Genomic DNA, 15996 nt, shown 5'->3' with positions numbered 1-15996 from the left:
TTGATCCCTAAAACAACGACCGGGTATTAAAAAAGTTGGATGGCTACAGGCAGCGACAGGAATACGCGGCTCGTTATGGCCTAAACCGCGTCATTCGTTCGTTATATTGATCGAGCAGGGCATCGTCCGGGGTGCCGGCCTGTTGCAGTTCGAAACGCAAAAAATCAACTCGGTCGGCTCCTTCTACCATGCCTTCAAACTTTAATTCCTGTTCCACCCACTCCGATGGTTTGTGTAGTTGAGCAGCCTGGGCCAGCACAGCCTTCACGATCTGCGAGGTCCGGTCTACATCTTGAGTTGTCAGTAGTAAAATCCGGATATTAGTCAGATAGTCGCTATACGTTAATCGTTGGGCAGGCAGTTCGGCCAGTACCCATTCCAGCGCAAGACTCCGGATGTGTTCATTGTAAGGCGCCCTTTCCAGGTCATTAAAGCCAATACGTTGATCCATAACGTAATAAATAAGCTACGGCTCTATACGTTGCCGGGTTATAAGAATTGGTCAGTGGACCAGACAAACTACGCATCTGCGTCTAAAAATAGCTTAGGCGCAGATACGTACCCGCGTAAGCCGGATATCGGGTCGATTAAACTGCCGTTGCATTTGGGCGAAAACCTGATCAATCGCTTCATCGGGGTCTGCAGCGGTGATCGATAGATCGCCATTGGTAAAGAGACTATGATTTCGCTCATCCAAAACATCAAATACGATGCGAATTACCTGTTTTTTTGCTGCCATTGTATAGAGTAATTAGAGGATCTGGATAATCCATAACAACACCTGACGTATGCAGGCGGAGTGCATCAGAACGGGTGGCGCTTACTGTATGGATTTATGGCAAAAATACAGCTACTATATCATAGTTGTATTATATATAGCAAAATAAAAATAGAAAGTCGTTTCAAGTTGAAATCGTGTGCCCCTGCTGACTAGCCAACCTCCGCCGAACAGAAAGCCTGCAATGAGTTGTATCAAAGGTTTATTTCTTGGACTATGCGAAAGAGCGGCAAAAGGCCTGAATGCAAAAATCCCCTGCAAATGGTTAATTTACAGGGGAATCAATGAAGTGTGCACTTTGCTTTTTGTAGCCCGACCAGGATTCGAACCTAGACAAACAGAACCAAAATCTGTCGTACTACCCTTATACTATCGGGCTATTTTGCATTTGCGAGTGCAAAGATAACGGATTACGGGTGTTAAAAACAAATTATGGTCTAAAAAAAAGTAGCCATTTTGTGTAAAAAAACGCTTCAGCATTGATTTACAGTTGGCTAGCTCGCTTAAATACCCGCTACAGGTACGGCTGGACTAATCTTTTTGACCAGGCCTTGCAGAACCTTACCCGGTCCGCACTCGAAAAACTCAGTAGCACCATCCGCCACCATCCGTTCAACAGACTGGGTCCAGCGAACCGGCGACGTGAGTTGGGCAATGAGGTTAGCTTTGATTTCGGCCGGGTCGGTAACTGCCTGGGCATTGACGTTCTGATAAACCGGGCAACGGGGCGTATGGAAGGTCATTCGTTCCACGGCCTCGGCAAATTCGGTTCGGGCAGGCTCCATGAAGGGAGAGTGAAAGGCGCCACTTACCGCCAGCGGAACAACACGTTTTGCACCAGCAGCCTTTAGCCGCTCTTCGGCTAGTTGAATACCGGCTACGCTGCCCGAAATCACAACCTGGCCCGGACAGTTATAGTTGGCAGGTACCACAATTTCTTCGGTAATTTCAGCGCACACACGTTCAATGACTGAATCGGCCAGACCCAGTACTGCGGCCATCGTTGACGGTGCCAGATCACAGGCTCGCTGCATGGCTGTAGCACGGACCGATGCCAGACTTAAACCATCGGCAAATGATAGCACCCCGGCAGCCGTAAGCGCCGATAGCTCGCCCAGCGAGTGACCCGCTACCATGTCAGGAGCGAATGAATCGGTTGTCAGGGCCAGTATTACGCCATGGACAAAAACAGCAGGCTGGGTATAAATAGTTTGTTTTAGTTCGTCGTCAGAACCTTCAAACATGATGCTGGTGAGGTTGTAGCCCAGTACCTCATTGGCCTGATCGAACAATTGGCGGGCCGTTTCAGAAGCCTGGTAGAGGTCCTGTCCCATACCCCGAAACTGAGAACCCTGGCCGGGAAAAACGTATGCTTTCATTGTAAAGAGCGAAAGAATGATAAAGTAAAATTGAACGGTACAGAGCGGGCTATACCGTAGCGAACGACCACAAAAATAGAGTGATAAGTAGCGATGTTCAAAACAAAGCCACGTTTGCTGGTTGTTTGCGCAGAAATGTGCCAACTTACCTAACAACTAACTACAACGTAGTGTTGAGCAGGTCAGTCGCTGATTTCGACTAATTTATATCGGCTGTAAATAAACCATAAAACTGTTTAGAAAAGGGCTTTAACTTGTTTCCATCGGGTTTGTGGCTTAGTTTTGATGCGCCATTCAAACCGGCTTTTTTTCAATTGTTTACCACTAAATTTTTCGTGTCGTTCATCCTATGGCTTGGGTAACACAAACGCTATCCAGCTCCCTCGGTCGAAAGGTTATCATGTCGCTGACGGGACTGTTTCTAAGTTCATTTCTGATTGTACATATGGCTGGAAATCTCCAGTTGTTTAAAGGCGATGGCGGTCGGGCTTTCAATGAGTATACCTACTTCATGACCCATAACCCGCTTATTATCACCATCTCCTACCTCCTCTACACGTCGATTCTGGTTCATGCGCTGATGGCTTTTGTCCTGACGCGTCATAATCAGGCGTCTCGCCCCATCAAATATGCCTATAGCAAGCCTGAAGCAAACAGCGACTGGGCTTCGCGAAATATGGGTATTCTGGGGACCATTTTGCTGCTGTTCATTGTTATTCACATGCGGACATTCTGGTACGAAATGCATTTCGGATCAGTGCCTATGGCGGAATATGATGGAAAGGAGTATAAGGATTTGTATGCGGTAGTGCAGGTAGCGTTTGGTGAGTTATGGTACGTTGTGCTTTATGTAATCTGCATGGTGGCTATTGGCTATCACCTGTGGCATGGTTTCCAGAGTGGATTCCAGACCTTGGGTATCCGGCATAAAAAATACACCCCAGTCATTGAGTTTTTGGGTAAGTACTTTTTTGCCATTATCATTCCGGCGGCTTTCGCAGCCATGCCAATTTATGTGTATTTACAGGTTCACAATATAATTTAAAGAGTGAAAGAGCGAAAGAGTGAATGACGAATGACCAGCGTCAGAAATTCACTTCTTTAATTGCGGATTACTCTGCTTCGGCGGTCCGATTTCGCTCTTTCGCTCTTTCAGTCTTTCGCTCTTTAAAGCATGAAACTGGAATCTAAAATCCCCGAAGGCCCTTTAGCCGAGAAATGGGCACGGCATAAGTTTTCGCTGAAACTGGTTAACCCGGCTAACAAGCGGAAATACGATATCATTGTAGTTGGTACAGGTTTGGCGGGAGCATCAGCTGCCGCTTCGCTAGCTGAGTTAGGGTATAATGTAAAAGCGTTCTGCTTCCAGGACAGCCCACGTCGGGCGCACTCGATTGCAGCACAGGGAGGGATTAACGCTGCTAAAAATTACCAAAACGACGGCGACAGTGTTTTCCGGTTGTTCTACGATACCATCAAAGGGGGAGATTACCGCGCTCGTGAAGGAAACGTTCACCGACTGGCCGAAGTAAGTGTCAATATCATTGACCAATGTGTGGCTCAGGGTGTACCGTTTGCCCGCGAGTACGGCGGGGTGCTGGCAAACCGTTCATTTGGGGGCGCTCAGGTATCCCGAACCTTCTACGCACGCGGTCAGACGGGGCAGCAACTACTGTTAGGCGCCTATTCGGCGCTGAGTCGTCAGGTTGCTAACGGGAAAGTAAAACTTTATACCCGTACAGAAATGCTCGACCTCGTTGTGGAAGGAGGCAAAGCGCGGGGTATTGTGGTACGCAACCTGGTAACCGGCAAAATTGAATCGCACGCAGGACATGCTGTTCTGCTTTGTACGGGTGGATACGGTAACGTGTTCTACCTGTCGACTAATGCGATGGGGTCTAACGTAACAGCTGCCTGGCGTGCACACAAAAAAGGCGCTCTGTTTGGCAACCCCTGTTTTACGCAAATTCACCCGACCTGTATTCCTGTATCGGGCCACTACCAGTCCAAGCTCACGCTGATGTCCGAATCACTTCGGAACGACGGGCGTGTTTGGGTTCCCAAAACGGTCGAAGACGCTGAAAAGATTCGGAAAGGCCAGCTGAAACCAACAGACCTGCCCGAGGATAAGCGCGACTACTTCCTGGAGCGTCGATACCCATCGTTCGGTAACCTCGTACCCCGTGACGTGGCTTCTCGGAACGCGAAAAATATGTGCGATGAAGGCCGTGGCGTATCGAAGACAGGGTTGGCCGTGTATCTGGATTTTGCCGATGCGATCAAGCGCGATGGCCATAAAACCATCGAGGCCAAGTATGGCAACCTCTTCGAAATGTATGAGAAAATCACCGGTGAGAACCCTTACGAAACACCGATGATGATTTATCCGGCTGTTCACTACACCATGGGCGGCTTGTGGGTCGATTATAACCTGATGACGACCATCCCCGGTCTGTATGCGTTAGGTGAAGCCAACTTCTCCGACCACGGCGCTAACCGGCTAGGTGCTTCGGCGCTGATGCAGGGGCTGGCCGACGGCTATTTCGTTATTCCGTATACCATCGGCGATTATCTGGCTACAATTGGCCCAGGTGATAAAATCCCTGTCGACGCTCCGGCTTTCAAAGAGGCTGAAAAGAAAATTCAGGACCAGATTAACCACTTCCTGTCGCTCAAAGGTAGTCGCCCAGTCGACGATTTGCATAAGGAACTTGGCCATATCATGTGGGAATACTGCGGTATGGCGCGTACGGCTGAAGGGTTGAAAATTGCTAAAGAAAAAATTCAGGCGCTACGGAAAGAGTTCTGGACAAATGCCAAAGTGCTGGGTGATGCCGATGAAATGAATCAGGCGCTCGAACAGGCTGGTCGCGTTGCCGACTTTATCGAACTGGGCGAACTGATGGTCGATGATGCGTTGAACCGGAATGAATCGTGTGGCGGGCACTTCCGCGAGGAATACCAAACCCCCGATGGTGAAGCCCTTCGCGACGACGAAAACTATGCCTACGTGGCTGCCTGGGAATATCAGGGTGAAGGTAAGCCTGAAATTCTGAATAAGGAACCACTGGTATTTGAAAACGTAAAACTGACACAGCGTAGTTATAAATAAATGCTGGGTTTATAGTATTCTGTTTACGATGGCTGATGTTCATCGTAAACAGAATGCCATAAGCCGAAAACCCATCGACAATGAAAATTACACTCAAAGTCTGGAGACAAAAAAATAGTAATACACCCGGTAAACTGGTCGAATATCAACTGGATAACGTATCGGAAGATATGTCGTTCCTGGAGATGTTCGACGTACTGAACGACTCGCTGACTCGCAAAGGTGAAGAGCCTGTTGTGTTCGATCACGACTGTCGGGAAGGAATCTGTGGTATGTGCTCGATGTACATCAATGGACGGCCCCACGGCCCACAAACAGGAGCCACTACCTGCCAGTTGCACATGCGTTCGTTCAATGATGGCGATACCATTGTGGTAGAGCCCTGGCGGGCGCGGGCTTTCCCCGTTATTAAAGACCTGATGGTAGATCGACTGGCTTTCGACCGAATCATTCAGGCTGGCGGATATGTTTCCGTCAATACGGGTTCAGCGCCTGACGCCAACGAAATCCTGATTCCGCGTAGCATTGCCGATGAAGCGATGGATGCGGCTGCCTGTATCGGTTGTGGCGCTTGCGTAGCGGCTTGTAAAAATGCGTCAGCTATGCTGTTTGTATCAGCGAAAGTATCGCAACTGGCTATTTTGCCACAAGGTAAGGCCGAACATAAAGAACGGGCCGAGCGGATGGTTGCTCAAATGGATGCCGAAGGGTTTGGAGCCTGTTCGTTTACGGGGGCTTGCTCAGTGGAGTGTCCGAAGTCTATTTCGCTTGACCATATTGCCCGGCTGAACCGCGAGTATCTAGGGGCTAAACTGACCTCTGATAACGTTCAGGGTTAATTTGATTATCGATCTCGATAAATCCGGTGCTTTCTCGATGGGGAAGGGCCGGATTTTTTTTAAGTTGTCATTTTCGTAAAAGTGAACGGAACAATGAGGCCTACTTAAAAAGCCTTTGTTTTGTCACTTGTTTGTTCAAAGAATACATGTCAAATGATCTTTTTAACCGCCGGGATGTACTGGCTTATTTTATTGTTGCCGCTATTGGTGCTTCGTTACAGTTGATTGCCGGTAGTTTATTGCAGGAGTGGTTTCAGATTAGTTACCGGGAGGCTTTGTTGATTGGGTATGTTGTCGCCTTTTTCGTGGGTTTTCTACTGACCAAATTGTTTGCGTTCAATGCCCGGAATTCGGCCCAGACCAATCGGGAGGCCATTAAGTTTACACTTGTTTCGATTATCTCCTGCCTGATTACAGTATATGTTGCCTCTTTTCTATATGATTTTTCGGTCAATAATTTTGAGCCGCTAACCGTACTGATTCCGTTTTCGGTAAAAGAAGTAAATGTGAATAAACTAGTAGCTCAGATTATTGGTATGGGGTTGAGTTTTATTAGCAATTATGTGTTGCACAAGCAGTTTACGTTTCGGAACACAGGTTTTTATGAACGGCTGAAAAGCTTATTGAATCTGTAACTAATAGCGCAGCGTTCGATAAAATGAGAATCCCCCCGATGGGTTTATCTCTTTATAGATATTATGGTTTTCTATAAAGAAATGAACCCATCGGGGGGATTCTCATTTTATTCGGTAGCTTATGCCGCAGCGCCTTCTTTGAGTCGTTCGGCGTTTTCGGCGATGCGGAGCTGCTCGATGAAATCGCCAATATCACCATCCATGACCGATGGAAGGTTATAAACCGTCATACCAATGCGGTGGTCCGTTACACGGCTCTGAGGGTAGTTGTAGGTACGAATCTTATCAGAGCGGTCGCCACTACCTACCATCGTTTTCCGTTGCGAGGCAATGGCGTCGTTGTGTTTTTGCAACTCGATCTCGTAAAGCCGTGACCGCAACACCGTCAGGGCTTTGTCGAAGTTCTTTAACTGGGAGCGCTCATCCTGGCATTGGACAACCAGCCCTGTGGGAATGTGCGTAAGTCGAACGGCTGAATAGGTCGTGTTTACCGACTGTCCACCCGCTCCCGACGAACAGAAAGTATCTTTACGGATGTCGTTCATGTTCAGTTCCACATCGACCTCTTCGGCTTCGGGCAGTACGGCTACACTAGCCGCTGACGTATGAATGCGGCCCTGTGTTTCTGTGGCTGGTACGCGCTGAACCCGGTGAACACCCGACTCGAATTTTAGCTTACCGTACACATCTTCGCCCTCGATTTCGGTCACAATTTCTTTATAACCACCCGACGTGCCTTCTGTAAAATCGACCAACGACATACGCCAGCCCATTTTTTCGCAGAAGCGCTGGTACATTCGGAACAGATCACCCGCAAAGATCGCGGCTTCATCGCCACCAGTGCCTCCCCGAATTTCAAGAATGACATTTTTGCTATCGTTGGGATCTTTCGGCATCAACATCTCCTTGAGTGTTTCCTCCATCGTTTCCCGGCGGGGTAGTAGTTCGTCCAGTTCAGCTTTCGCCAATTCGCGGAAATCTTCGTCCTTTTCCGTGGAGATGATCTGTTTGGCGTTCTCAATTTCTTCGAGCAGTTGGGTGTACGCTTTGTACTGCACGACGATTTTTTCTAAATCTTTGTACTCTTTACTCAGCTTCATGAAGCGTTTCTGGTCCGAAACTACTTCGGGCTGTACAATTTGCTGAGATACTTCATCGAAGCGTTCGCGAATGGCTTCCAGCTGTTCGAGCATAATATATACCTTTACTTGCCATCTAATTAAGAATGGCAACGAATAAGACAAATGGATAAAAAACAAAGTTACAAAAATCCGGTGGTCTGGCGTTCCGGCAGTTGGGCTTATTTTGATGGTATGCAACCAAGCCGAGTAGAGGTATGTTGTGCTAATACAATGAAAATGTAATGCTTAAGTACGTTCTGACCATGTTTCGCATCGTTGTTTTATCGGGTTTATCAATCAGTTTTTTATTGTCCTGTAATCCTGAGCGAGTGCAGTATACCAATGAGTTGAAGCAGGAAATGGCCGATTCAAAAATTAAACGGGTTACGGATGCCGACCTGGTTGAAACGATTGATAATCTGGGTGGTAAAGTAAGTGCAACCATACAAAAAGAGTTGACTACAGCGCTTCAGAAAACAACCGACCCTGCCGAACGAACCAGACTGTGTCAATTGAAAAACATGCCCCGGACCAAAGCGATTGCGGAACGCTATGTGCTGGACATCCGCTTATTAGGGCCAGCCGATATTCAGGATAAAGACATCAGTGCGAAAGAGCGCGAGATTCTGTCGGCTTATTTCTATAATGCCAAACAGAAACTAGCTCCTGTTTCAAATATTCAGAAAACGTCGGATACCTCGTTTGTGTACAACCTGGCTGTGCCTGCCGATAGCCCCATCTGCGAGTCCTGTTTTGGTAAACAGGACGTACCGTTTGCGGTGTGGCACATTGGTTTTCAGAAGCGTGAAGTAATCCGGCGAATGGGTGCCTCAATTAAAAAATAAGTATATTTACAAGAACTCATCTCCTCTTGCTATGGAAGCGGTTGCCCCTAAAATTCCGATGACGCTATTAGAGCGCGACGAAGCGCCGGAAGTCATTCGTGTTCCGGCCACCTGGGAGGAATATCTGGAACTGGCCGACGTAGTTCCTTATGCCATTGAGTACTTGTACGGTGAACTTATTTCTATGAGTCAGGCCACTGATATACACGAACAGTTGGTTGCCCAACTGATTACGTTATTTACTATTCTTCTTGATGATCAACCTGATTATCGCGTGTTGGGCAGTAATGTGAAAATCTGTGTTGAAGAAGGGAAAGCCGAGTTCAATGCTGATCTGTCAGTGATTAAAGGGCCTTCGGACTATGTGGTTCTTCCCAGTGGAAACGTGTCGAAAGTGCGTATCAAAAATCCGGAAATTGTGGTTGAGGTACTTTCCAAAAGCACCAAAGCTTACGACCAGTCGGACAAATTGGATCAGTATCGACTTATCCCCTCACTGAAACACATTCTATTCGTTAGCCAGGAAGAGTTGTTTGTTCGTATTTATTCACGCGCCGAAAAGCCTACCGAGTGGTTCGACGCCGACTATAGATTGATTGATGATGTAGTACGTCTGGGGCAGTTGGAATTACCTCTACGCACTATTTACCGCAAAACACCCCTGGCAGGTTGACCATTGGCCCACTGGATAAGCTGTTGAGCTGTCTTAACCGGATTATCTTCATCCATTTCTAGTGAATGAACATTTGCCGGGTCGCGTTGAGCCAGTGCGTGTGTATAGGCCTTGTCATAATAAGCCAGCGTTAAATCTGCCACGGTGGCATAATCTTGTCGGATAAGCGCATCAAGTGCGTCCTGTGTGGCTTTGCCGCCCAGCCGTTTTTTAATTCGCTCGGTTGCCTGCACCAACAGATTATGATCAATACCCGTATATTCAGTGACCAGTCGATGGATACGTCTGTCTTTCGGAACATCGACAAAAACGGTAGTAGCCTGTTGCATTTGCTGCCAGAGCAGTAATGGGATAAAACAACTTCCCAGACTGCGGCTTTCATCTTCCAGCCAAATACGACGCGATGTGTCTAATGTGCTTAGTTGCCTGAAAATGAGGTTTTCGAACTGCTCATTACTCGGTTGAGGATGCTGCCCGATAGCGCCATACGATGAGCCTTTGTGGTTGGCCAGAGCTTCCAGGTCAATGATTTGTTCATCCTGCCGGGCTAGTTCTTTCAGGATGTCCGTTTTACCACTCCCCGTTTTGCCACCCAGAATAAGCAGATTGAGCGGCTGACCAAACGACGACAGCACAGCATTTCGGTAAGCTTTATAGCCACCCACGAGCGTCGACGCCCTAATACCAGCTGTATCGAGCAACCAGGCAAACGAACCGCTCCGCATACCACCCCGCCAGCAATGGACCAGTACTTCTTTAGCGGCAGGATTAAGTTTTTTAGATTGTACAACGAAATCAGCCAGCTTTGGCCCTACCATCGTAAGGCCCAGCAACACGGCGGCATCTTTTCCGGCATGCTTATATTTGGTGCCTACCTGCGCCCGTTCGCCGTTATCGAACAAAGGGATACTAACTGCCCCAGGAATGTGAGCATGTTCGTACTCAGCTGGTGAGCGCACATCGATAACCGGGAGCCGTTGCGCCTTCTCTAAAAAATCGTCAACAGAAAGTTGATAAACCATGACCGGGATTTAGCTGATTTTTGGATTAAAGCTGATTCTGTTTGAAAAATTAGGAAACTGATAATGAAATCCTGAATCCTGTAAATCCAAAATCAGCTAAATCCCGGTCGTTTCGGCGATCTGATCAGAAGAAAGACAGCGACGATACATCTGGATCGTATTTTCAAGGCCATAATACAGAGCGTCGCAGATCAGCGCATGACCGATCGAAACTTCCAGCAATCCGGGAATGTGTTCGTTGAAATAACGGAGGTTTTCCAGACTTAAATCGTGCCCCGCATTGAGGCCCAGTCCCAGTTCATTGGCTCGTTGAGCAGCTTTAATAAAAGGAGCAATGGCTGCTTCCCGATTTTCGGCGTAGTGGGCCGCATACGGTTCAGTATACAATTCAATTCGGTCTGTACCAACGGCTTTGGCCCCTTCGACCATGCGCTCGTCAGCATCCACAAAAATGGAGACACGAATGTTATCTTCTTTAAAAATGGCGATTAATTGGCGAAGGTGGTCGGCATAGCGGATGGTGTCCCAGCCTGCGTTTGATGTGATCGCATCCGGCGCATCGGGTACAAGCGTTACCTGATGGGGTTTTACACGTTTGACTAACTCGACAAAACGGCCGTCGGGATTCCCTTCGATGTTAAATTCAGTCGTCACCACCTCTTTCAGATCCAGCACATCCTGATATCGTATATGTCGTTCGTCGGGCCGAGGATGAACGGTAATGCCCTGGCCCCCAAAGCGTTCGCAATCGAGAGCAACCTGAACCAGATCTGGGTTATTGCCTCCACGGGCATTCCGCAGCGTAGCTATTTTGTTGATATTGACGGATAAGCGAGTCATATTTAGTAAAGAGCGAAAGAGTGAATGAGCGAAAGAGCGAAATCGGTCTGCCGAAGCGGAGCGAAATACGAATTACAAATTTGTAACTTTGCCAATCAAGTGAAGGTTCAGTTCAGCATGTTCGCTCTTTCACTCATTCACTCTTTCGCTCTTTAATTATGTCGCTGAAACAACAAATTGACGCCGATATTAAGCAGGCCATGCTGGCCAAGGATCAGGATAAACTTCGTGCGTTGCGGGCCGTAAAGTCAATGATTTTGCTCGAAGAAACCAAAGAAGGCCAAACCGGAGGTCTTAAACCCGAAGAAGAAACCCGCATTTTAACGAAGGCCGTAAAACAGCGTAAGGATTCCGCCGATATTTACCGGCAGCAAAATCGCGCTGATCTGCTGGCCGTTGAAGAAGCCGAAATTGCCGTTATCGAGCATTATCTGCCCAAACAATTGTCGGAAGATGAGTTGAAAGAAAAGCTTCAGGCAATCATGGCTCGCGTAGGAGCATCGGCCCCGTCGGATATGGGTAAAGTGATGGGCGTAGCGACCAAAGAGCTTGCCGGTCAGGCTGATGGGAAAGCCATTTCGGCCATGGTGAAGCAACTTCTTTCTTAAAGAGCGAAAGAGCGAGAGAGTGAATGAGCGAATTAATCGCGCAGACTTTTTCGCTCTTTCGCCATTCACTCTTTCGCTCTTTGAACTCGCTCGACTTATTCATGTTTATCCCCCTTGCCTGGGGGGCTTTTAATGGGTACCGCAAAGGGTTGCTGGTCGAAATTGTGGCCATCATAGCCTTTGTGGTAGCTATGATTGTTGGGCTTAAATTTCTGGCATTCGGTATTGACCTGCTGAGTCCATACATCAGCCGCGAACTCGCCCGAAAAGTACTGCCCTTGCTGGGCTTCTCGGTTATATTCTTTCCGACGGTATTGATGGTCAATCAGTTGGGCCTCGCGCTTCGTCGCTCACTGAAATACACCTTACTCGGCACATTCGACAGCGTAGCCGGAGCAACCATAGGGCTTTTTACCTGGGTGTTTGGAATTAGTGTTATCCTTTGGTTGTTCAGCTATATGAACGTCGTCATACCCCCGCGTTATACCGAAAACGCCTTTCTATATCCCTATGTACGGCCCATTGCCCCCAAAGTGATGTACAAAGCCGCTGTCTGGGTACCCAAAGGCCTGGAAGCCGGGAAAAAATGGCGAGCTGAAAACATAAAGAGTGAAAGAGCGAAAGAGTGAAAGAGTGGTTATTCTGCTCCGCTCTTTCACTCTTTCACTCTTTCGCTCTTTCACTCTTTGAAAAATGCAGGACATCCGCAAACTAACAACGATTCAACTTAAGGACTGGCTGACACAACACGGTGAGCAGGGATTTCGGGCCAAACAGATTCAGGAATGGCTTTGGAAGAAATCGGTATTGTCGTTTGATCAAATGACAAACCTGTCGCTACCGATGCGGGAGTTGCTGAAAACGCACTTTGAAATCCGGCCGCTTACGGTCGATCAGGAGCAACGTAGCAGCGACGGTACAATTAAGTCATCGTTTCGGTTGTTCGATGGCAATCTGGTTGAGGGTGTACTGATTCCGGCTCTTCGCAACGATGACGTGGACCGGATGACAGCCTGCGTATCGAGTCAGGTAGGGTGTTCGCTGACGTGTAAGTTCTGCGCAACGGGTTATATGGATCGCAAACGCAATCTGGATGCGGCCGAAATCTACGACCAGGTGGTGGCGATTGACCGACAGGCCAAAGAGAACTATGATGTTCCGCTTTCGAACATCGTGTATATGGGTATGGGCGAACCATTGCTCAACTACAAAAACGTACTGGAATCGGTTGATCGCATTACATCGCCTGACGGTCTGGGCATGTCGCCCAAACGAATTACGGTATCGACGGCTGGGATTGCCAAAATGATTCGACAACTGGGCGATGATGCAGTAAAGTTCAATCTGGCGCTCTCATTACACGCGGCTAATGATCAGAAGCGAGACCAGATTATGCCCATTAATGAAAGCAACACCTTACAGGCTTTGGGCGATGCATTGAGTTATTTCTACAAAAAAACCGGCACCCGTATCACATTCGAATACATCCTCTTCTATAACTTCAACGATACAATTCAGGATGCAACCGAGCTTTGGAAGTTCACGAAACGAGTGCCTGCCAAAGTGAACATCATTGAATACAACCCAATTGCCGAAGCCAATTTCAAAAATACGGACCCAAAAACGCTGGATAAGTTTGCTGGCTTTTTGGATACCAAAGGCGTAACGGTCAATGTCCGCCGAAGCCGGGGGAAAGATATTGATGCCGCCTGCGGCCAATTGGCCGGTAAAAAGTAGAGACGCGATACTTCGCGTCTCATGACCGGATGGTTTGTTGGTTTGTGGAGTGATTTACTGTTGAGTTGGATAGACTGGCCGACACACATGAGACTTCATATACGGCGTCTCTACTTAACAATTTGTTAACATTGCTCTGGACAGTTTGACGTACTTTTGTGGCAATCATTGGCTTACGGACCCACTGTTAGCCTACTTACTGAAGATACTCCATTTATGTTTGGATTAGAAACGGATGTTTTTATCCTCCTTTTTATCAGCTTATTTGCTGCTTGTGCCTTCGAATTTGTCAATGGTTTCCACGATACTGCCAACGCCGTTGCTACGGTTATTTACACCAATTCCCTAAAACCGACCGTTGCGGTCGTGTGGTCCGGGATTTGCAATTTCACGGGTGTGTTGCTGGGCGGTATTGGTGTAGCGATGGGTATTGTTAACCTGTTGCCCGTCGAGTTGCTGGTCGATCAGAATGTGTATCATAGTGTGGCTATGGTACTGGCGCTGCTGCTGAGTGCTATTATCTGGAACCTTGGGACCTGGTATTTTGGTATTCCCAGTTCCAGCTCGCATACGCTGATTGGCTCAATTCTGGGTGTTGGCTTAGCGTTTTCTACGCTCCCTGAAAATAAAACCGGTGCTGCTGTCAACTGGGATAAAGCGATCGAGACGGGCGAAGCGCTGCTGCTTTCTCCATTACTCGGTTTCAGTTTGGCTATTGTGCTGATGTTCGTTTTGCGCCGATCTGTGTCGCAGGATGTTAAAGATCAGCTTTTTAAAGAGCCAAAGAAAAATACCGAACCACCTTCCTGGATTCGAGGTGTCCTGATTCTGACGTGTTCGCTGGTGAGTTTCTTTCACGGTAGCAACGATGGTCAGAAAGGCGTAGGCTTGATTATGCTGATTCTGATTGGCATTGTACCTTATCATTTTGCCATAAAATCGGAGCTTGATCCACGGCTGATGCAAACCAATATCACCGGCATTGAGCAGACAATTGCTACCCTGGATTCCAGCCAGCTTTCGCCTGCCAACCGTGAACGGCTGGTTGAAACCCGGTCGGAATTGGCTGAGCTGAGCAAGCTCATCAATGGACCGTTGGTCGATAATAAGATTCCGAATGAAAAGCGGCTGGACGTACGGAAAGACTTATTGCTGATTAATAGCAACATGAAAAAGATTACCGCCGACGAAGGAGCTAACGTCAGCGCGGCTCAGATGTCGGTACTGAACAAGAGTTTGGGCGAGGAAAGTGGATTGCGTCGGTTTACAGACTATGCGCCTTTCTGGGTTATTCTGATGATTGCCTTGTCGCTGGGTTTAGGAACGATGATCGGCTGGCGACGGATTGTGGTGACGGTAGGGGAGAAAATCGGTAAACAACACCTGACCTATGCGCAGGGGGCTTCGGCCGAATTAGTGGCCGCCAGTATGATCGGATTTGCTTCCTGGCTGAAACTCCCGGTTAGTACTACCCATGTGCTGTCGTCGGGGATTGCCGGGAGCATGGTGGCCAGCAAAGGGGTTAAAAACTTACAGGCCGATACCATCCGGAATATTGCGCTGGCCTGGGTACTTACGCTGCCTGTGTCGGTTCTGCTATCTTTTTCATTATATATTTTCTTCCGCTGGTTGCTGTAACTGTAACGTGGGCGGAAGCCCGCGAGTAATTCTTTTAACTCGCGGGCTTCCGCCCACGTTACAGTTACAGTTCTTTAATTGCGATGTTGCGAAAGCGGTGAGCAGCACCGGGTTTCCAGGAACCCGCCATGTTAAACGCTTCGGCGGCTGCCGAATACACCGCAGACCAGTGCGATTGCAGGCCAATCATGCCTGTTGTAGCGTCGGCAATAAAATCATTTTTGGGTTCGGTCACATCCCACATAAGCTCGTCGTTGACCCACAATCGAATGCGGGGAATGGCACCCTCCATTCGAATACGAAACGAGTTCCAGCCACCTGCTTTCCAGACTCTACTAATGTTGGTAGCCTGAGCCCCTTTGCTGACGCTCATTCGTTCGCCCAACAGATCGCCCAGTCCGCCGGGAGTCGCCAGTTCAACCTGATAGGCCATGCCACTTTCCGTTGACCGAAGGAAGATACCACCATTGCAGAACGAATCAATTTTGGCTTCCAGATACAGTTCATAGTTGCCATACTTTTTGTCGGTCAGCAAGATACCACCCTGGCCATATGGATATTGTTTGAGGGTGATAACCCCATTTTCGACGTAAAAATTACCCGTTGTGCCCTGATGCGATGTCCGACTGGTATGCCATCCTTTCAGATCTTTCCCGTTGAAAATAGGGGTGAAGCCAGCCGGGACTTTTCCGATCTGGGCGTGTGCCAGACAAACGGCCAATGAGAGGCAGAGAATGAGCGTTATTGTTTGCAAGCGCATGATGAACGT

General features: G+C 48.2%; 17 protein-coding genes and 1 tRNA gene. 10 read left to right on the top strand and 8 right to left on the bottom strand.

Going from position 1 to position 15996, the window contains the following annotated elements:
* Window positions 1-73: 73 nt before the first annotated feature.
* The 4 genes from BGO59_RS07790 to fabD form a co-directional block, all read right to left on the bottom strand.
* Complete coding sequence (locus BGO59_RS07790) at window positions 74-451, bottom strand: hypothetical protein (RefSeq protein WP_293682888.1); 378 nt, start codon at window positions 449-451, stop codon at window positions 74-76.
* A 93-nt stretch (window positions 452-544) separates the two neighbouring features.
* Complete coding sequence (locus tag BGO59_RS07785) at window positions 545-739, bottom strand: hypothetical protein (RefSeq protein ID WP_293682886.1); 195 nt, start codon at window positions 737-739, stop codon at window positions 545-547.
* A 347-nt stretch (window positions 740-1086) separates the two neighbouring features.
* Window positions 1087-1157 (bottom strand) — tRNA-Gln (locus BGO59_RS07780).
* Between the two features lie 124 nt (window positions 1158-1281).
* Window positions 1282-2157, bottom strand: a complete 876-nt coding sequence (gene fabD, locus BGO59_RS07775) for an ACP S-malonyltransferase (protein WP_293682884.1) — start codon at window positions 2155-2157, stop codon at window positions 1282-1284.
* A gap of 349 nt (window positions 2158-2506) precedes the next feature.
* On the opposite strand from fabD, the gene BGO59_RS07770 reads away from it, so the two are divergent.
* From BGO59_RS07770 to BGO59_RS07755, 4 genes are all read left to right on the top strand, one after another.
* On the top strand, window positions 2507-3202 hold the full coding sequence (locus BGO59_RS07770) for a succinate dehydrogenase cytochrome b subunit (RefSeq protein ID WP_293682882.1): 696 nt from the start codon (window positions 2507-2509) through the stop codon (window positions 3200-3202).
* A 129-nt stretch (window positions 3203-3331) separates the two neighbouring features.
* Complete coding sequence (locus tag BGO59_RS07765) at window positions 3332-5269, top strand: fumarate reductase/succinate dehydrogenase flavoprotein subunit (RefSeq protein WP_293682880.1); 1938 nt, start codon at window positions 3332-3334, stop codon at window positions 5267-5269.
* Window positions 5270-5349: 80 nt separating this feature from the next.
* The gene (locus BGO59_RS07760) at window positions 5350-6108 is read left to right on the top strand and encodes a succinate dehydrogenase/fumarate reductase iron-sulfur subunit (protein ID WP_293682878.1); all 759 of its coding nucleotides are present in this window, start codon (window positions 5350-5352) and stop codon (window positions 6106-6108) included.
* A 146-nt stretch (window positions 6109-6254) separates the two neighbouring features.
* Window positions 6255-6743: a GtrA family protein gene (locus BGO59_RS07755; protein ID WP_293682876.1), complete on the top strand. Its 489-nt coding sequence runs from the start codon at window positions 6255-6257 to the stop codon at window positions 6741-6743.
* 119 nt (window positions 6744-6862) lie between these two features.
* Here the strand turns inward: BGO59_RS07755 and prfA are convergent, their stop codons facing one another.
* Window positions 6863-7936 carry a peptide chain release factor 1 gene (gene prfA / locus BGO59_RS07750; protein WP_293682874.1) on the bottom strand — a complete coding sequence of 358 codons (1074 nt, stop codon included), beginning with the start codon at window positions 7934-7936 and terminating at the stop codon, window positions 6863-6865.
* A gap of 170 nt (window positions 7937-8106) precedes the next feature.
* On the opposite strand from prfA, the gene BGO59_RS07745 reads away from it, so the two are divergent.
* Together BGO59_RS07745 and BGO59_RS07740 are read left to right on the top strand one after the other, a co-directional pair.
* Entirely contained in the window at window positions 8107-8709 is a 603-nt protein-coding gene (locus tag BGO59_RS07745) for a hypothetical protein (protein WP_293682872.1), read from the top strand.
* Between the two features lie 31 nt (window positions 8710-8740).
* On the top strand, window positions 8741-9382 hold the full coding sequence (locus tag BGO59_RS07740; protein ID WP_293682870.1) for a Uma2 family endonuclease: 642 nt from the start codon (window positions 8741-8743) through the stop codon (window positions 9380-9382).
* On the opposite strand, the gene mnmH is transcribed toward BGO59_RS07740, so the two are convergent.
* Both mnmH and BGO59_RS07730 read right to left on the bottom strand, forming a co-directional pair.
* The gene (gene mnmH / locus BGO59_RS07735) at window positions 9355-10404 is read right to left on the bottom strand and encodes a tRNA 2-selenouridine(34) synthase MnmH (RefSeq protein ID WP_293682868.1); all 1050 of its coding nucleotides are present in this window, start codon (window positions 10402-10404) and stop codon (window positions 9355-9357) included. The two genes, BGO59_RS07740 and mnmH, sit on opposite strands and share 28 nt — an antisense overlap.
* A 96-nt stretch (window positions 10405-10500) precedes the next feature.
* Window positions 10501-11244, bottom strand: a complete 744-nt coding sequence (locus BGO59_RS07730; RefSeq protein WP_293682866.1) for a pyridoxine 5'-phosphate synthase — start codon at window positions 11242-11244, stop codon at window positions 10501-10503.
* A gap of 158 nt (window positions 11245-11402) precedes the next feature.
* Between BGO59_RS07730 and BGO59_RS07725 the strand changes: the two genes are divergently transcribed.
* From BGO59_RS07725 to BGO59_RS07710, 4 genes are all read left to right on the top strand, one after another.
* Window positions 11403-11852, top strand: a complete 450-nt coding sequence (locus BGO59_RS07725) for a GatB/YqeY domain-containing protein (RefSeq protein WP_293682864.1) — start codon at window positions 11403-11405, stop codon at window positions 11850-11852.
* A 101-nt stretch (window positions 11853-11953) separates the two neighbouring features.
* Window positions 11954-12481 carry a CvpA family protein gene (locus BGO59_RS07720; RefSeq protein WP_293683141.1) on the top strand — a complete coding sequence of 176 codons (528 nt, stop codon included), beginning with the start codon at window positions 11954-11956 and terminating at the stop codon, window positions 12479-12481.
* Between the two features lie 64 nt (window positions 12482-12545).
* Entirely contained in the window at window positions 12546-13589 is a 1044-nt protein-coding gene (rlmN, locus tag BGO59_RS07715) for a 23S rRNA (adenine(2503)-C(2))-methyltransferase RlmN (RefSeq protein WP_293682862.1), read from the top strand.
* A 216-nt stretch (window positions 13590-13805) separates the two neighbouring features.
* The gene (locus BGO59_RS07710; RefSeq protein WP_293682860.1) at window positions 13806-15227 is read left to right on the top strand and encodes an inorganic phosphate transporter; all 1422 of its coding nucleotides are present in this window, start codon (window positions 13806-13808) and stop codon (window positions 15225-15227) included.
* 64 nt (window positions 15228-15291) lie between these two features.
* Here BGO59_RS07710 and BGO59_RS07705 read toward each other — a convergent pair whose 3' ends face one another.
* Window positions 15292-15987 (bottom strand): DUF1080 domain-containing protein, encoded by a 696-nt coding sequence (locus tag BGO59_RS07705; RefSeq protein ID WP_293682858.1) that lies wholly within the window; start codon window positions 15985-15987, stop codon window positions 15292-15294.
* Window positions 15988-15996: the final 9 nt, after the last annotated feature.

Origin of the sequence: Spirosoma sp. 48-14 (genome assembly GCF_001898575.1) — a bacterium.
GTDB lineage: Bacteria > Bacteroidota > Bacteroidia > Cytophagales > Spirosomataceae > Spirosoma.
The sequence above is the reverse complement of the archived record's forward strand: the minus strand, read 5'-3'. Positions and strand labels throughout refer to the sequence as shown.

What these genes read in the sequence shown, in the direction of transcription:
- BGO59_RS07790 (WP_293682888.1), bottom strand. Translation starts at nt 451, where the DNA reads ATGGATCAACGTATTGGCTTTAATGACCTGGAAAGGGCGCCTTACAAT.
- BGO59_RS07785 (WP_293682886.1), bottom strand. Translation starts at nt 739, where the DNA reads ATGGCAGCAAAAAAACAGGTAATTCGCATCGTATTTGATGTTTTGGAT.
- fabD (WP_293682884.1), bottom strand. Translation starts at nt 2,157, where the DNA reads ATGAAAGCATACGTTTTTCCCGGCCAGGGTTCTCAGTTTCGGGGTATG.
- BGO59_RS07770 (WP_293682882.1), top strand. Translation starts at nt 2,507, where the DNA reads ATGGCTTGGGTAACACAAACGCTATCCAGCTCCCTCGGTCGAAAGGTT.
- BGO59_RS07765 (WP_293682880.1), top strand. Translation starts at nt 3,332, where the DNA reads ATGAAACTGGAATCTAAAATCCCCGAAGGCCCTTTAGCCGAGAAATGG.
- BGO59_RS07760 (WP_293682878.1), top strand. Translation starts at nt 5,350, where the DNA reads ATGAAAATTACACTCAAAGTCTGGAGACAAAAAAATAGTAATACACCC.
- BGO59_RS07755 (WP_293682876.1), top strand. Translation starts at nt 6,255, where the DNA reads ATGTCAAATGATCTTTTTAACCGCCGGGATGTACTGGCTTATTTTATT.
- prfA (WP_293682874.1), bottom strand. Translation starts at nt 7,936, where the DNA reads ATGCTCGAACAGCTGGAAGCCATTCGCGAACGCTTCGATGAAGTATCT.
- BGO59_RS07745 (WP_293682872.1), top strand. Translation starts at nt 8,107, where the DNA reads ATGCTTAAGTACGTTCTGACCATGTTTCGCATCGTTGTTTTATCGGGT.
- BGO59_RS07740 (WP_293682870.1), top strand. Translation starts at nt 8,741, where the DNA reads ATGGAAGCGGTTGCCCCTAAAATTCCGATGACGCTATTAGAGCGCGAC.
- mnmH (WP_293682868.1), bottom strand. Translation starts at nt 10,404, where the DNA reads ATGGTTTATCAACTTTCTGTTGACGATTTTTTAGAGAAGGCGCAACGG.
- BGO59_RS07730 (WP_293682866.1), bottom strand. Translation starts at nt 11,244, where the DNA reads ATGACTCGCTTATCCGTCAATATCAACAAAATAGCTACGCTGCGGAAT.
- BGO59_RS07725 (WP_293682864.1), top strand. Translation starts at nt 11,403, where the DNA reads ATGTCGCTGAAACAACAAATTGACGCCGATATTAAGCAGGCCATGCTG.
- BGO59_RS07720 (WP_293683141.1), top strand. Translation starts at nt 11,954, where the DNA reads ATGTTTATCCCCCTTGCCTGGGGGGCTTTTAATGGGTACCGCAAAGGG.
- rlmN (WP_293682862.1), top strand. Translation starts at nt 12,546, where the DNA reads ATGCAGGACATCCGCAAACTAACAACGATTCAACTTAAGGACTGGCTG.
- BGO59_RS07710 (WP_293682860.1), top strand. Translation starts at nt 13,806, where the DNA reads ATGTTTGGATTAGAAACGGATGTTTTTATCCTCCTTTTTATCAGCTTA.
- BGO59_RS07705 (WP_293682858.1), bottom strand. Translation starts at nt 15,987, where the DNA reads ATGCGCTTGCAAACAATAACGCTCATTCTCTGCCTCTCATTGGCCGTT.